This is a genomic window from Cutibacterium nasicola (assembly GCF_051303185.1).
GTDB lineage: Bacteria > Actinomycetota > Actinomycetes > Propionibacteriales > Propionibacteriaceae > Cutibacterium.
The window spans coordinates 85,791-99,597 of sequence record NZ_JBPPGE010000002.1 but is presented as its reverse complement, the minus strand read 5'-3'; the positions used below and the strand labels follow the sequence as shown (position 1 = coordinate 99,597).

At 63.1% G+C, this 13,807-nt stretch carries 12 protein-coding genes and 1 pseudogene; 6 read left to right on the top strand and 7 right to left on the bottom strand.

Going from position 1 to position 13,807, the window contains the following annotated elements; genetic code table 11:
* Positions 1 to 173: 173 nt before the first annotated feature.
* Complete coding sequence (locus ACSJJT_RS04270; RefSeq protein ID WP_435917141.1) at positions 174 to 728, bottom strand: hypothetical protein; 555 nt, start codon at positions 726 to 728, stop codon at positions 174 to 176.
* Positions 729 to 1,377: 649 nt separating this feature from the next.
* On the opposite strand from ACSJJT_RS04270, the gene ACSJJT_RS04265 reads away from it, so the two are divergent.
* Together ACSJJT_RS04265 and ACSJJT_RS04260 are read left to right on the top strand one after the other, a co-directional pair.
* Positions 1,378 to 2,169, top strand: a complete 792-nt coding sequence (locus tag ACSJJT_RS04265; RefSeq protein ID WP_435917140.1) for a CPBP family intramembrane glutamic endopeptidase — start codon at positions 1,378 to 1,380, stop codon at positions 2,167 to 2,169.
* 4 nt (positions 2,170 to 2,173) lie between these two features.
* A complete protein-coding gene (locus ACSJJT_RS04260) occupies positions 2,174 to 2,860 on the top strand; it encodes a copper homeostasis protein CutC (RefSeq protein WP_435917139.1) in 687 nt (228 codons plus the stop codon).
* Between the two features lie 13 nt (positions 2,861 to 2,873).
* Here ACSJJT_RS04260 and ACSJJT_RS04255 read toward each other — a convergent pair whose 3' ends face one another.
* From ACSJJT_RS04255 to ACSJJT_RS04240, 4 genes are all read right to left on the bottom strand, one after another.
* Positions 2,874 to 3,692, bottom strand: a complete 819-nt coding sequence (locus ACSJJT_RS04255; RefSeq protein ID WP_435917382.1) for a serine hydrolase — start codon at positions 3,690 to 3,692, stop codon at positions 2,874 to 2,876.
* Between the two features lie 220 nt (positions 3,693 to 3,912).
* Complete coding sequence (locus tag ACSJJT_RS04250) at positions 3,913 to 5,562, bottom strand: DNA repair helicase XPB (protein ID WP_435917138.1); 1,650 nt, start codon at positions 5,560 to 5,562, stop codon at positions 3,913 to 3,915.
* Between the two features lie 253 nt (positions 5,563 to 5,815).
* The gene (locus ACSJJT_RS04245) at positions 5,816 to 7,945 is read right to left on the bottom strand and encodes a helicase-associated domain-containing protein (RefSeq protein ID WP_435917137.1); all 2,130 of its coding nucleotides are present in this window, start codon (positions 7,943 to 7,945) and stop codon (positions 5,816 to 5,818) included.
* Positions 7,945 to 8,316, bottom strand: a complete 372-nt coding sequence (locus ACSJJT_RS04240) for a hypothetical protein (RefSeq protein ID WP_435917380.1) — start codon at positions 8,314 to 8,316, stop codon at positions 7,945 to 7,947. Before ACSJJT_RS04240 ends, ACSJJT_RS04245 begins: the two co-directional genes overlap by 1 nt.
* 571 nt (positions 8,317 to 8,887) lie before the next feature.
* On the opposite strand from ACSJJT_RS04240, the gene nagB reads away from it, so the two are divergent.
* From nagB to ACSJJT_RS04225, 3 genes are all read left to right on the top strand, one after another.
* Positions 8,888 to 9,673: a glucosamine-6-phosphate deaminase gene (gene nagB / locus ACSJJT_RS04235; protein ID WP_435917136.1), complete on the top strand. Its 786-nt coding sequence runs from the start codon at positions 8,888 to 8,890 to the stop codon at positions 9,671 to 9,673.
* Positions 9,674 to 9,814: 141 nt separating this feature from the next.
* Positions 9,815 to 10,198: a cold-shock protein gene (locus ACSJJT_RS04230; RefSeq protein WP_435917135.1), complete on the top strand. Its 384-nt coding sequence runs from the start codon at positions 9,815 to 9,817 to the stop codon at positions 10,196 to 10,198.
* Entirely contained in the window at positions 10,198 to 10,998 is an 801-nt protein-coding gene (locus ACSJJT_RS04225; protein ID WP_435917134.1) for a DUF3027 domain-containing protein, read from the top strand. The genes ACSJJT_RS04230 and ACSJJT_RS04225 overlap by 1 nt, the downstream gene beginning before the upstream one ends.
* Before the next feature lie 24 nt (positions 10,999 to 11,022).
* On the opposite strand, the gene ACSJJT_RS04220 is transcribed toward ACSJJT_RS04225, so the two are convergent.
* Positions 11,023 to 11,301: a DUF2530 domain-containing protein gene (locus ACSJJT_RS04220; protein ID WP_435917133.1), complete on the bottom strand. Its 279-nt coding sequence runs from the start codon at positions 11,299 to 11,301 to the stop codon at positions 11,023 to 11,025.
* A 123-nt stretch (positions 11,302 to 11,424) separates the two neighbouring features.
* Between ACSJJT_RS04220 and ACSJJT_RS04215 the strand changes: the two genes are divergently transcribed.
* Positions 11,425 to 12,828, top strand: coding sequence for an NCS2 family permease (locus tag ACSJJT_RS04215; RefSeq protein ID WP_435917378.1), 1,404 nt, complete (start codon positions 11,425 to 11,427; stop codon positions 12,826 to 12,828).
* Here the strand turns inward: ACSJJT_RS04215 and ACSJJT_RS04210 are convergent.
* Positions 12,803 to 13,512 (bottom strand): annotated as a pseudogene (locus ACSJJT_RS04210) (hypothetical protein). The gene ACSJJT_RS04215 and the pseudogene ACSJJT_RS04210 overlap by 26 nt on opposite strands.
* Between the last annotated feature and the right edge of the window lie 295 nt (positions 13,513 to 13,807).

Genomic DNA, 13,807 nt, shown 5'->3' with positions numbered 1-13,807 from the left:
CTGCCCGGGATTGGGCTGGCCGTATTGCTGTCCCGTGGGATACGGCGTGGGAGGCTGTTGGTGGGGGCGTGAGCCGTCAGGGTGAGGGGCTCGTTGAGGGCCAGGCCGGTTCGGGGATGGCGTCCACGATGGCGCAGGGCTGATGCGGGTCTTGTCGAAATCGCCGTTCTCACTCATCGAATGGCCCCCTTCATGGTCTTGGTTCCGTGGATGATGATCCAAGCAGCGATGACAATCAGAGCGACGACGGCAAGAATCTCCGAAACGATGATGAAATTTGTTCCGGCTCCGTTCTTTATCGAGATCGATGACAGGATCTGTGAGAATTCGGTGATCTCGCCTGAATCATCATCGTCAAAGGCTGCAACACCGAGCATCTGTGTTAACGATGACGTGACTCGTTCTGCCAGCCCCGTGATGATGCCAGCGGGGATGCGTGCTGCTACGCACATGTAGACTGCGCCGACGGTCATTCCAGTTGTGACGAGCACATTGCGACGGAGAAGAAGAAGGATGCCTGTGGCGATGAACAGCAAGGCGGCAAGCAAAGACGTGATGCCGGTGAAGTTTGTCATAGATGACACTGCGTCGAGGAAGGCCTTGGTGTCAGCGTCAGCTGTCATCGCTCCCAGATCAATTCCCTCGAACGGTTTGACAGACGCATCATGTGGAATGCCGTCTGGAACATTGGAAGCGTGCAATGTGACCATGGACAGCATGAGGCTCAACAAGGTGAGGATGCCACACAGAATTGCCGTGGCGCCTACGCTGAACCGAATCCAGTCGGCTGCTGGTCGCGACGTTGTGCGGAGTTGTTGCTGTGGGGCTGGGGATAAGGCTGACTCGACCCGTACGGGGACTGCCACGTAGGTTGCTGTGGTTGCGGTCCCTGGGGCCATCCACCGCTCGGTGGCTGCCTGGTCATGGGGGAGGTCCTCTCTGGCATGAAAATGTGCCACGTGAGAAACAATGAGCGCGTACAGAGTACGGCACCTCGACTCATGAATTGGAAGGAGTGTGCAGAATATGGAATGGTCCGCATCGTGCGATTTCTTTGGGCGAGTCCCCTGCGCTTGGGGGTCTCCGGTGGCCATGACGGTGTTGTCCTGGATTAGTATCCCCCTACAGACCTGATCGTTGCAGGCTGGGCTACAAGGTCATGGTCGCGCGGATCCACGGTTTTGGCCGTGCCAAAGGGGTGGTAGGGCGGTTGGCGTGTGGTGTTCTCGTCGTCTTGCCGCACTGAAGTGGTGGTTGCCTGCCGTCAAGTACTCTCGTGTAGTGCACCTGAATACCCGATGCCCGCAAGGAAGCCGGTTCTCCACATTTCTTGCTGGAGCTGGAACTCTCCATCCGCTGTTGTCATTGTTGGCGGCAATGACCATACTCGGGGTGGGACAAGGCGGTTTCGCTTGTGTGCTGACAGCGTCAGTGGGCGGTCCTCCAGACTCTCAAACCTCGACAATCCTGCTGTTGGCATCCTTCGCCGGGGTCTGGCTGGCGCTCTGGGCATGGATGCGTTTCGTCGAACAGCGACCTATGAGCTGTCTTGGTTTTCGGGGCCATGGCGACGACGTGTGGATTGGGCTCGTCATCGCGGTCGTGATCCTCGGTATTGACGTCGCGGTCATGACGGCCAGTGGCCAGGCGACGATGTCGTGGGGACGGCCGAGTGTCATGGCGGTGGTGCTCATCGTCGCCGCGATTGTGCTGTTTCTGGTGCAGGGATGCGCCGAGGAAGCCGTGCTACGCGGCTACCTCATGCAGTCAGTAGCCGCGAAATGGGGAGTTCTCGCCGGACTGGCCATTCAAGCTGTCGTCTTCGCCGCGCTGCACGGTGCCAACCCCGGTACGACATGGGTAGCTTTGGTGAACATCGCAGGATTCGGCCTCATGCAAGGGTTGCTAGTGGTGTGGCGGGGTAACCTGCTTGCGGCGATGGCGTTCCATACCGCTTGGAATTGGTTGCAGGGGATGGTGCTGGGTTTCGACGTGTCAGGCCTGCACTTTGATGAGAGCGTCATGACGACCGCGAGGACACCTGATTCTCGCTCCTGGCTCACTGGCGGAACGTTCGGGGCAGAAGGATCCGTCGTCAGCATGATCGTCTTGGTGGCCCTGATTACCGTCCTTGTGGTGACGATTCGACGCGACTGGCGCAACAATTAGGGCTATGCTATTGCTCGAGGTCATATGTCTGCACGAACACGACGCCAAGCGGGCAGCGGAAGGGGGTGCCGATCGCGTCGAGTTGGTTGGCACCATGGACGACGAGGGGCTGGCGCCAAGCCCTGAGCTGTTGGCACGCACCCTCAGCGCCGTCGACATTCCAGTGCGACCGATGCTGCGTCTCGATGGTGGATTTCGGGCTGATCCACGTCGTCAGGACGAGGCCTTACGCCTGGCCAGCGCATACCGTGACTTGGGCGCCGACGGCCCAGTACTGGGATTTCTCGATCCGGCGACTGGAGTTGATGTCAAGACCGTCACCGAGCTGACAGCGGGGTACCAGCATTGGACGTTTCATCGTGCCATCGATAACAGTCTGGAGCCGGACAAGGCGTGGGCGCAATTGCTCGGCTTGCCTGCGCTCGATCAGGTACTGACCGCTGGATCACCACGAGGTGTCGAGCACGGCATCGACGATCTCATTGCCCGAGCGAAGGCGGACCCTCGAGTTGCCAACCTCGTCATGGCTGGCGGTGGGCTGCGTGCTGAACACGTTCCGTGGCTGTACCAGGCCGGCATCCGGGCCTTCCACATTGGTAGCCCAGCGCGGCCTCAAGGGTCGTGGAAGGCGTGGGTCAATGCTGATTTGGTGAGGTCGTGGCGACATCTCCTCGACCGCTTGGCCGGGTGAGGCCAACCTTGCGTCAGTATGCCTGGATCCACACATCTCGGGTTCCCGGCGCCCGAAACTGAGCATGGCCATGGTCGCCCCTGACAGTCTGAGGAGCCGGGGAACCGGTCTGTTGCGCCGACGAGGCTGAGGTGCTGTGCTGATGGCGGGCGATGATTCGTGCCATTCCTTCGATGGTTTCGACGAGGTCGTCCATCGATGCGGTGGCGGAATGGGTGAGCCCCACGGCGGTGTACCCCGTTGTCCCGGTGGAGGCCACTGAATTGACGTGCCAACCATCGTCGCGCGGCAACCATCCATTCTTGACGAAGGGGGACTCCATGCCTGCCGTCATGCCCCAATTCTGGTCATCGTCGACGCTGGACATGAGCTCGCGGGCGTACGCACGCATGGATTCGGGAATGATCGTGTTAGGGCAGAAAATGTGATCGGCGAGCACAACTTGGTCAGCGGCGGTCGTTGACGTCAGGCCCCAACGGTTTTCGGGATCGAAGGTGGTGTGCGTGGCGCCCATGCGGCGCATCGCCGTACGGACCCCGCCAGCCTTGCCAACCTGCTTCCACAGCGTCGTCGTGGCATCGTTGCTCGAGCTTTCGATCATGGGGACGAGAAGGCTCTTCTCGTCCCTGGTGAGTGGGCGCTTGTCGTCAGAAGCCTGGATCAGCACGGTTTCCATGATCGCGAGTTTGATGATGGACGCGGTGATGTATGTGGTCGCGCCGTGATCGAGAACGTGGATGTCGCGCTGCCCGTGCACCCGCATCGCCACGGACTGCTCTCCCCTACGGGCCTTGAGGTATTTCTTCAGCTCATTCTGGTAAGGAAACGGCACATAGGGTCCGGGACCTGCAAGGTTTGCCGCCTTGGCGGGTGCAAGCTTGTGGGGTGCAGGCTTCTCCGGACGATTTTCGGCACGCACCATGGGCACACCGATGGCAGCCCCGCCAGCGACGACCAGGCCCCCTAGCGCTGCACGTCTGGTGATGAGAGCCTTCGCGGACAAGGCGTCCTCCTTCGTGGGCCTAGTGCTTTCACGTCTATTGTCACGCCGCTCAGTCGAGCGCGTCCAAGTCGCCCGCGTCAATGATGCGGTAAGAATACCCCTGCTCGGCCAGGAACCGCTGACGGTGGCTGGCAAAATCGGCATCAACGGTATCGCGCGAGACAACCGCGTAGAAACGAGCTACCAGGCCGTCCTTTGGACGCAGCAGACGGCCTAGACGTTGGGCCTCCTCCTGGCGTGATCCAAAGGCGCCGGAGACTTGGATGGCGACTTCGGCGCTTGGTAGATCAATGGAGAAGTTCACGACCTTGGAGACGACGAGCAGGTCGACCTGCCCCTCTCTGAAATCCTGGTAGATCTCCTGACGTCGAGTTGGCGTCGTTGACCCGGAGATGATGGGGCATCGCAATTCCTTGGCCAGTTCCTCCAACTGGTCGACATATTGGCCGATGACGAGGGTGGGCTGGCCACGATGACGCGCCACGAGGTCTTTCACGACCTTATTCTTGATGGGCAGGGTCGCGGCCATCCGGTAGCGGACGTCGGGTTCTGCCATCGCGCAGGCCATCCGGTCAGACTCAGGCAGGCTCACTCGAACCTCCACGCAGTCGGCTGGCGCAATCCACCCCTGGGCCTCGATCTCCTTCCACGGAGCGTCGTAGCGCTTGGGGCCAATGAGGGTGAAGACGTCGTCCTCATGCCCGTCCTCCCGCACCAAGGTGGCCGTCAGACCGAGACGCCGACGTGCCTGCAGGTCAGCCGTCATTCGGAAGACAGGGGCTGGTAGCAAGTGGACCTCGTCGTAGATCACAAGTCCCCAATCGCGCGCCTCGAACAGCTCCAGGTGAGGGTGCACGCCGTGACGCTTGGTGGTGATGACCTGATACGTGGCGATCGTCACCGGGCGCACCTGCTTGCGCGACCCGGAATACTCGCCGATTTCGTCAGGGGCGAGCGAGGTGCGTCGAACGAGTTCCTCTTTCCACTGTCGAGCTGAGACGGTGTTGCTGACGAGGATCAGGGTCGTGCAGCGGGCGAAGCTCATCGCGGTGGCCCCGACAATCGTCTTGCCGGCACCGCACGGCAGCACGACGACGCCGGATCCCCCGTCCCAAAAAGACTCCGCCGCGACCTTCTGGTAGGGCCGTACGCTCCATCCGTCCTCGTTGAGGGCGATGTCGTGGTGCTCGCCGTCAACGTATCCGGCAAGATCCTCGGCAGGCCAGCCGAGTTGCAACAACGCCTGTTTGAGAGTGCCGCGCTGCGACGGGTGGATCACCGCCGTCTCGTCGTCAATCTGGTCGCCGACAAGACCGCGTACTGACCTTGACCGCAGCACTTCGGTGAGCACGGCACGGTCTGGTGACACCAGCACCAGCCCGTGGGTGGGGTGCTTTTCAATTCGCAGCCGGCCATAGCGTGACATCGTCTCTGTCACGTCGATGAGCAGGCCGGACGCCACGGGGTAGCGTGAATACCGCATCAGGATGTCGACGACCTGTTCTGCGTCGTGTCCAGCGGCCATGGCGTTCCACAGGCCCAGCGGGGTGAGTCGGTAGGTGTGGATGTGCTCAGGGGCACGTTCCAGCTCCGCGAATGGAGCGATGGCATGACGGCACTCCTCTGCCTGCGGGTGATCTACCTCCAGCAGAAGGGTGTGGTCGGACTGGACAATGAGTGGGCCGGGTACGGGAGTCATCACCTCAAGTATCGCCCCATGGCTCGTGTTTGTTCCCGATGAGGTGGGCGGTGTCGGAGCTCGTGTGGCAATCGTGCGCGCAGTGGACATGCCTGCCACCGCACCTGGCAGCGATGGCGTTTTCGGGCCAGATCGCCACAGCCAGGGAGCGGGCGACGACGATGGCACCAATGCTGATGACCCTTGGCTGTGCGGTACAGATTTGTTCAGGCGGCCACCTGGACAACACCCATGCCGGGGCGGACCGGCCTGGTCAGGCAGGCTGGCAGGAGGTGATCCGGGACACCGGGACAATCGCCACCCCGCCGCCACCACGGATGACGCAGCGTACTGCTCCTGCTGCGACTGCCATGATCCGCACCGTCTGACGCACCGCAGTGCCATCGTCGATGACTCGCTCGATCTGCATCCACGCTCCCTCCTGTTGGGCTTGGTGCAATTGTGCGAGAAGCTGACGGCAATCCGAGAACCCGCGGCCCTTGTTGTTGAGCAGCGACGCGGCAAGGCCGTTCGGATCGGCGTGCGGATCCGTTGACGTGGGGGCATCGACCTTGGCACGTGGTGGCGGGGGAGCCGAGAACACGTCGCCATGGGAATCGCGGGCCACCGGGGACATTCCCAACTGGCGCAGGCCTGCCAGTACCTGGTCAGGTTCTGCCTGGGCCACTAGTACCTGCGGGCCGACTCGACGCAGTCCGACATCGGTGGCCAGCGAACTGCGCAACATCGCCTCGACGGCAGCCGGGTCGTCGACCTCCAGCAGGGCACCGGCGGCGGCCACTGACACCCGGCCGTGGTCACGTACGACGTCGTCAAGGAGGACCAGCAGGCCTTGGGGAACATCGCTGAGGGAGTGATCCGTCCACCACTGACGCACGCGTTCCCCAGTCCATCCGGCGTCCAGGGCGCGACGAAGGCTGGTCCGGTTGAATCGCCGTACGCCGGCGATGCCGGTGGACTCCCGGTCAGCCAGCAGAGCCAGGTCAGCGGCGGTGTCGGGGGTCAGCGGACCGGGAGCGACAGCGGTGAGATCGGACTGAAGGATGACCTCGTCGGTGCGCTCCGGCATGCCAGCACAGGTGAGGGAATCGACGAGATCGGTGCGTGCCCCCAGAGCGATCATTCCCAGCACCTGGCACTCGTCAAGGACAGCCTGGACCAAGGAGTCATCGACCGTGGTGCCCGGTTGACGCCACCGGATGCGGTCGGCGAGGAGGCCAGCCTCGATGGGAGTTCCGGGTTCAGATGTACTCAATTCCTCGTGGACGAGGCGTCGCCATGCTCGGGCGGTTGCCGGCGATGGGGCGTCCAGGGTGTTGTCCAGGGTGCCGGGAAGCTGCTGGATGCGTCTCCAGGCATCCCGCAAGCTCACCCACTGACCCCACAATGAATCAGTGCGCCAGCGGTCCGCGAGCGAGGTGGGTAGCCAGCCTCGTCCGTCGGCCCCGATGAATCCGCCAGCTGCTGCGACGGCGAGATGTACCCAGCCATCGTTGCCCGGTGCCACTCGCGACAGCACGGTGCGGGCGTCTCGCTTGGCCATGCCGCCACGGGCCAGCAGAGCACAGTCGTGACGCTCGACGCCCTCCAACAGGGCGGACATCGCGCTGACCGCCTCCAGCGCCGTCCCAAGGCCGGCACGGTTGACCAGGGTGGTCTGGCGGGGCTCAGGCCATGCCGGTGGGGTGGGGCTGGGTTGTTCGGCAAAGAGACGATTCCCGCGCAGGGGTAGGGCCACCTCGCGGGGCAGGATGACGGTGTCGTCGTCAAGGGGACGCAGCAGGCGGTGAGCCAGCGCTGTCTCGACGGGGGTCGTCGCAGTCTCGGGCATCACCGTGCGTCGGGCATTGGGGACGTGCCCGGTGGGGGACCACACCAGACGCTTCACCACGGCGCGCGCCGTGGGGCCTGCGCAAGCCAGTCTCTCGGCTACTTCGTCGGAACCCATGGGCATGGCGGAGACCGGTGCCAGACCGGCCGGGTACTCGGACAGGTGAGTGGTGACGACCTGAATGACGTGCAGGTGGCCGGAGCCTTCCAGGACGAGAGCCATGTCGAGCAGATCGGAGACGCCGTCCGCGACGTCTGCACGGATGGTGTCGGGCTCGGTCGGCCATCCCTGGCACATGGCGTCAGTCAGTTCAGCCAGTGTGAGATCTCCGAGTGCGGCCAAGGCGGTCAGCAGCCTCAGTCGCCACTGGTCAAGGCTGGAAATCGCAGCATTGATGGAGGCATGGGTACCAGCCCGCGAAGAGACTTCAGCGAGGTCACGGGGAGTGGGGTTCGTCAGGTCAGGACGCAGGGTCAGCAGTCGAGAGAGTCCCTGGGTATCCAGATCCCGAATCGTGGAGGCAAGGGTCGTCGGTTCATCAACCGCACTCATCAACGTGACCTCGGCTCTCGAGGTGTCAGCTGACGATCAATGAGGATGAACCCGAGCGCGAGCATCACGACGCATCCCAGGCGAGACATCCATGCGAACTGGGCCAGTACGGTTCGTACCGGCGACTCGATCGCACCACCGATGATGACGACGACCGTCACAGCGGTGAGAGCCTTGTTGAGGCGTCCGGCAGCGAAGGGGTGACGCCATGCCAGCCACCATGCGAGGAGCAGAGCCGGTATCGACAGCGGGGACCACACGCATCCCAGGGCGAGCACGACGATCCACGACCAGCCCAGCCCTCGACACAGGTCCATGAAGGACCGACTACCAGCGGTAGCGGGCATGCGCGGATCAAGCCGACGGGGCATACGAACAGTCTTGAGACGCGGCGGGGGAGTCGTCGAGACGGGGGCTTCCGACGGAGCTGCCCAGGTCGAGGAGTTACTGGTCAACCGGCTGGCGCGGATGGGTTCGCGTGGGTCCCGATGCTCAATGCGAGGGCCAGTCAGTCCTGCCTGGGTGGAGAAGGGCTCATGCGGTTCGTGGCTGCGTCGACGCTGCGGTATCAGCTCGGCTAGCGGACGGTAGTTCCCACTCTGATAACCACGGGGAGCGATCGATGGCTTCCCGGCAGCCGGGTTGGCCGGAATGCTCGGGGTTTCGAGGGGAGCGACCCGCGGGGCTTGGAAGGCACTCGGAGCAGGACGGGAACCGACGACGTCGATGGGCGCTCTCATGTCGGTGCTCTGTGCCATGTCTCCATGGTAAGGGGTAGGGCTCCATGGTAAGGGGTAGGGCTGGCCACGCAGTGTGCTCAGAGTGTGCGCAACGCTTACAGGTGATGATTGTGATCGTCCAGGAATGTTCACCGGGTCATAATCTTGATCCGGACACGACTATGACGCGCGGTGTGGCCGCGCATGTGAGGGAGGGGCCGACATGGAGGTCATCATCTGCGCTGACGAGCAGGCCGTCGGACGGATTGCCGCCGAGCGTATTGCCAAGGTTCTGGCCCGGGCCAAGACACCGGTGTTGGGAGTTGCCACCGGATCGACTCCGCTGACGACCTACTCCTCGCTGGTGGCTCTCGCTGGGGAGGGCAAGGCCGATTTCACCGGTCTGCGCGCCTTCGCCCTGGATGAGTACGTCGGTCTTCCTGCTGATGACGAGCGCTCCTACGCAGCCACCATCCGACACACCGTCACCGAGCAGCTCGGCCTGGACCCGGCTGATGTGCACACTCCCGACGGCATGGCGGACGACCTCGACGCGGCATGCGCGGATTACGAGAAGGCGATCAAGGAGGCTGACGGCGTCGATGTCCAGATCCTCGGTATCGGGGCCAACGGCCACATCGGCTTCAACGAGCCGACCAGCTCGCTGTCCTCGCGGACTCGCGTCAAGACCCTCGCCGAGCGGACCAAGGCTGACAATGCTCGCTTCTTCGAGGAGGGTGAGAAAGTTCCCAGTCACTGTGTCACCCAAGGACTTGGGACGATCATGGACGCCCGCAATGTCGTTTTGCTGGCCGTCGGTGCCAACAAGGCTGATGCCCTCGCCGGAGCCATTGAGGGTCCGGTCTCGGCGATGTGCCCGGCCTCGGTTCTGCAGTTCCACCCCCATGTTCTCGTGATCGCCGATGAGGCCGCAGCCTCCAAGTTGACGATGGCTGACTACTTCAGGTGGGCTGATGGGCAGCGGGGTGATCTCTCCGGCGTCATGTGAGACCCGTCAGCGTGATGCTCCTGACCTGCCGGGAACCTTCCCGTCGGGCCGTGAAAGGATTGTGAGTGGTGGACCGTCGACAAGGCTGTAGCCTTGTAGGGCGGTCCATTGACCGTCATGACCAGAAGGAGTGAGCCAGAGATGCCAACCGGAAAGGTGCGTTTCTACGACGCCACCAAGGGGTTCGGTTTCCTGACGAAGGACGGCGGCGGTGACGTGTACGTCAACGCTTCCGCCTTGCCCGCAGGGGTGAATACCCTGAAACCCGGTCAGAAGGTTGACTTCGGGGTTGTTGAGGGACGTCGAGGAGAGCAGGCCCTGTCCCTGCAGATCGTCGAGACCCCGGCCTCGCTGTCCAAGGTGAGTCGCAAGCAGCCACAGGAGATGGCGGTGATCTGCGAGGACCTCATCAAGATGCTCGACAAGATGGGCAATGGCTACCGGCACGGACGTCACCCCGATCCGCGCACCGCCGGCGCGGTGGCCAAGATGCTTCGTGCTGTTGCCGACGAGTTGGAGCTGTGATGACACAGGTGACGTCGAAGCCGCGCACTGCGACCCGGGCCATCAAGACTGACGCGACGATCGCGAAGGCTGTCGACCAGGCCCGGGAAGCGGCCGAACGTCGGGCGGGTGACTTCGGAGTGGGTGAGCACGTCGGGATGATCGTCGAGGATGAGCGCGTCCTGACCCACCTCTTCGAGTGCCCGCATCCGGGATACCGGGGCTGGCGGTGGGCCGTGACGATGGCGCGCGCCCTGCGCGGACGCAACGTCACCGTCAATGAGGTCACCCTCATTCCCGGCGACGACTCCCTGTTGGCCCCTGAGTGGGTGCCGTGGCGCGACCGAGTGCGTGCCGGGGACATCACCGCCGGCACCCTCATGCCCACCGCCGACAATGATCCACGCCTGGAGCCTGGTCACACCGGTGGTGAGCTCGCCGCCGACGAGGATCCCGCCGAGTGGGCTGCCACCCGAGCCGTGGCATCCGAGTTGGGGTTGGGCCGTGAGCGTGTGCTGTCGCGTGAGGGTCGTGACGTCACTGCTGAGCGTTGGCTTACCGGTGAGGGCGGCCCTGACAATGCCATGAGTCGTCATGCCCCTGCCAGCTGCGTCACCTGTGGCTACTTCGTGCGCCTGCAGCACTCCCTGGGGCGGGTCTTCGGGGTGTGTTCCAATGAATTCTCGCCCTCTGACGGCTCAGTGGTCCACGTCGATCATGGCTGTGGCGGTCACTCCGACGTCGTCGAGAAGCATCGCGGTATCGAACTGCCCGAGCCGGTCTTCGACACCATCTCCATCGACGACTCGTTGTTCGACTGAGTTGTGAGCCTCCGGTGGAGCGGCTCAGCAACGGGATCGTAACCAGCAGTATCCCGTGCCGACGATACCCAGAGCGGTGCCCGTCAGGCAGATCCAGAGCCAGTCGCGGTAGCCGGTTCCGGTGAGGCGGTCGAGCATGATCCAGCAGACGATGGACGCCACAGCGAAAGCGATGGTTCCCACGATGCCGACCGCCACCCCGTTCTCGTCAACGGGGGCGACATTGGCCTGGGTTAGCAGGTGTTCACGCTGGTTCGCCACGATCCCATCGTAATGCCCTGCAACGCTGCCGTGACATCTCATCCCTAGAATGCCCCCGTGTCCAGCAACACCGCATCAGCAAGACTCGACAATTGGTTTCATCTGACAGAACGAGGATCGACGAGACCCCGCGAGGTTCGCGGCGGCATCGTCACCTTTTTCACGATGGCCTACATCCTGGCCCTGAACCCTCTCATCATCGGTACCGCGGCCGACAAGAACGGCAAGCTCCTCAACGGTGCCCCGAAGTTCCTCGACGCCGCTGGCACCACTCTCAACACGGCTGCCATTGACGACAACAAGATGATGGTCATGGCCGTTACCGCCTTGGTGGCCGCGGTCATGACGATAGCCATGGGTATCTGGGGACGATTCCCGATGGGTATCGCAACTGGCCTTGGCATCAACTCTCTGCTCGCCTACGTCGTCGCCCCAACGATGACATGGTCCCAGGCGATGGGCCTGGTGGTCTGGGAAGGCGCCCTCATCCTCATCTTCGTCCTCACCGGCGTCCGGGAAATGATCTTCCGGGCTGTCCCGAACTCCCTACGTTCGGCGATCAGCGTCGGAATTGGCCTGTTCATCGCCTTCGTTGGTTTCGTGGATTCCGGCGTCGTCCGCCGCGGTTCCGGCACCCCGGTCACCCTGGGCGTCGGCGGCAGTCTGGAGGGCTGGCCGATCTTCCTGTGCCTGTTCGGATTCCTGCTTCTCGTCGTCCTGCACCAGCGTCACGTCAAGGGATCCATGCTCATCGCCATCATTGGTACCTCGCTGCTCGGTGTCATCATCGAAGCCATCGCGCACCTTGGACCACAGAGCGAGGAGAACCCCACCGGTTGGGCCCTCAACGTTCCGCGGCTGCCCGGAGCAGCTGACTTCCGCCTGCCCAATCTGGGCCTGCTGGGTCACGTCGACCTGTTCGGCGGCTTCCTGGCTGACGGGCATTTCCGCGTCGGAGTGTTCCTGGGAACCCTGCTGGTCGTCTTCTCCCTCATGCTTGCTGATTTCTTCGACACCATGGGAACAGTCGTCGCCATCGGTGACCAGGCCGGCATCCTTGACGAGACCGGCAATCCCGAGCACCTCAAGGGGATCCTCGTCGTCGACGCCCTGGCTGCCGTCGCTGGCGGTCTCGGCTCGGCCTCGTCGGCCACCGGTTACGTCGAATCCGCTGCTGGCGTGGGGGAAGGAGCCCGAACGGGTATCGCCTCCATCGTCACCGGTATCGGATTCCTGTTGGCGATGTTCCTCGCGCCGATCGTCTCGATCATTCCTTCGGAGGCGGCCGCACCAGTGCTGGTCTTCGTCGGATTCCTCATGATGGCCCAGGTCACCCACATCGACTGGAAGCACGTCGAGGAGGGTCTTCCGGCCTTCCTGGGCATGGTGCTCATGCCGTTCGCCTACTCGATCACCACGGGTATTGGCGCCGGCCTCATCATGTTCTGCATCACCAAGACCATCGCTGGCAAGGCGCGCAAGATCCATCCGCTGTTGTGGGTTGTTGCGGCCCTCTTCGTGGTCTACTTCGCCCAGTCGCTGCTCATGAGACTGCTCGGCCAGATGTGAGGCTGGTGGGTTGAAGCCCACTGACGGTGTCCGGTTGCCAGACCACCAAGAGGCCTGGCGCCGGACGCCCCAGGTCGCCGGCGAGGTCCATCCACCCCGGAATGAGTTGAGGAAACCCAGGACGGCGTCACCTTCACCTTGCCGCTCGACCGGTATTTTGTCGACGACGCCAGTCAGTCCGAGCCGAGTTGTCAGAACCTGCTCGGTGCTCGCATGGCCGATCCTCATGCCGGGTGCCGGTCGTAGCGGAATCCGCGGATCCTTGACCATGAGCCGCTCGATGGCACAGGTGCTGGGCAGGCCGACAGCCGCCAGATCGGAATTGAGCTCATGGAGCCGTGCCACCGACATCGGGATCTCGGTCCATCCCCACGACAGGTGGGTCAGCCACTCATTGACGAGTCGCCAGCAGCGGCCCAGACGATCAGCCTCGATGGAACGGCCACGGACCAGGTCTTCGACGTCATTGGGAGTTGGCCATCCCACCGGCAGCATCGGGTCTTCAACATTGGGCTTGTAGAGCGGGTGGAACGGGCTGTGCCACCCTGATCGACGATGGTGGTGGACGGGCACGCTGAAAGTGGCCTCGGTCCATGTGCGTAGCTTCGTTGCGAGTCCCTCGTCAGCCTCAAACATGTCGCGAACTTCGTCGATCGCGATGGTGTTGAGTCTCAACCCACCCATGGAAACAGGTTATTCGTCACGAGGTCAGCATAAGGTGTAATCCATGAATCCACGCCCCAGGCAGCACACCATCAGCGGGGTTCTCATCATCCTCGTACTGCTCGTCGTGGTGGGATCCCTGCTGTCACAGGTCGATCCGGCATGGCAGGATGTCTCTTCGTGACCCGACGATCCAGGACCCGACGTTCCCGCTGCGTGAGTGCGCTGGTGGCCCTGGGATGTGCCTGGGGGCTTTCGACTGGCCCCGCTGCCGCCGTCGATCTCACCGTCACGACGGACAAGGAGCTCGGCAATC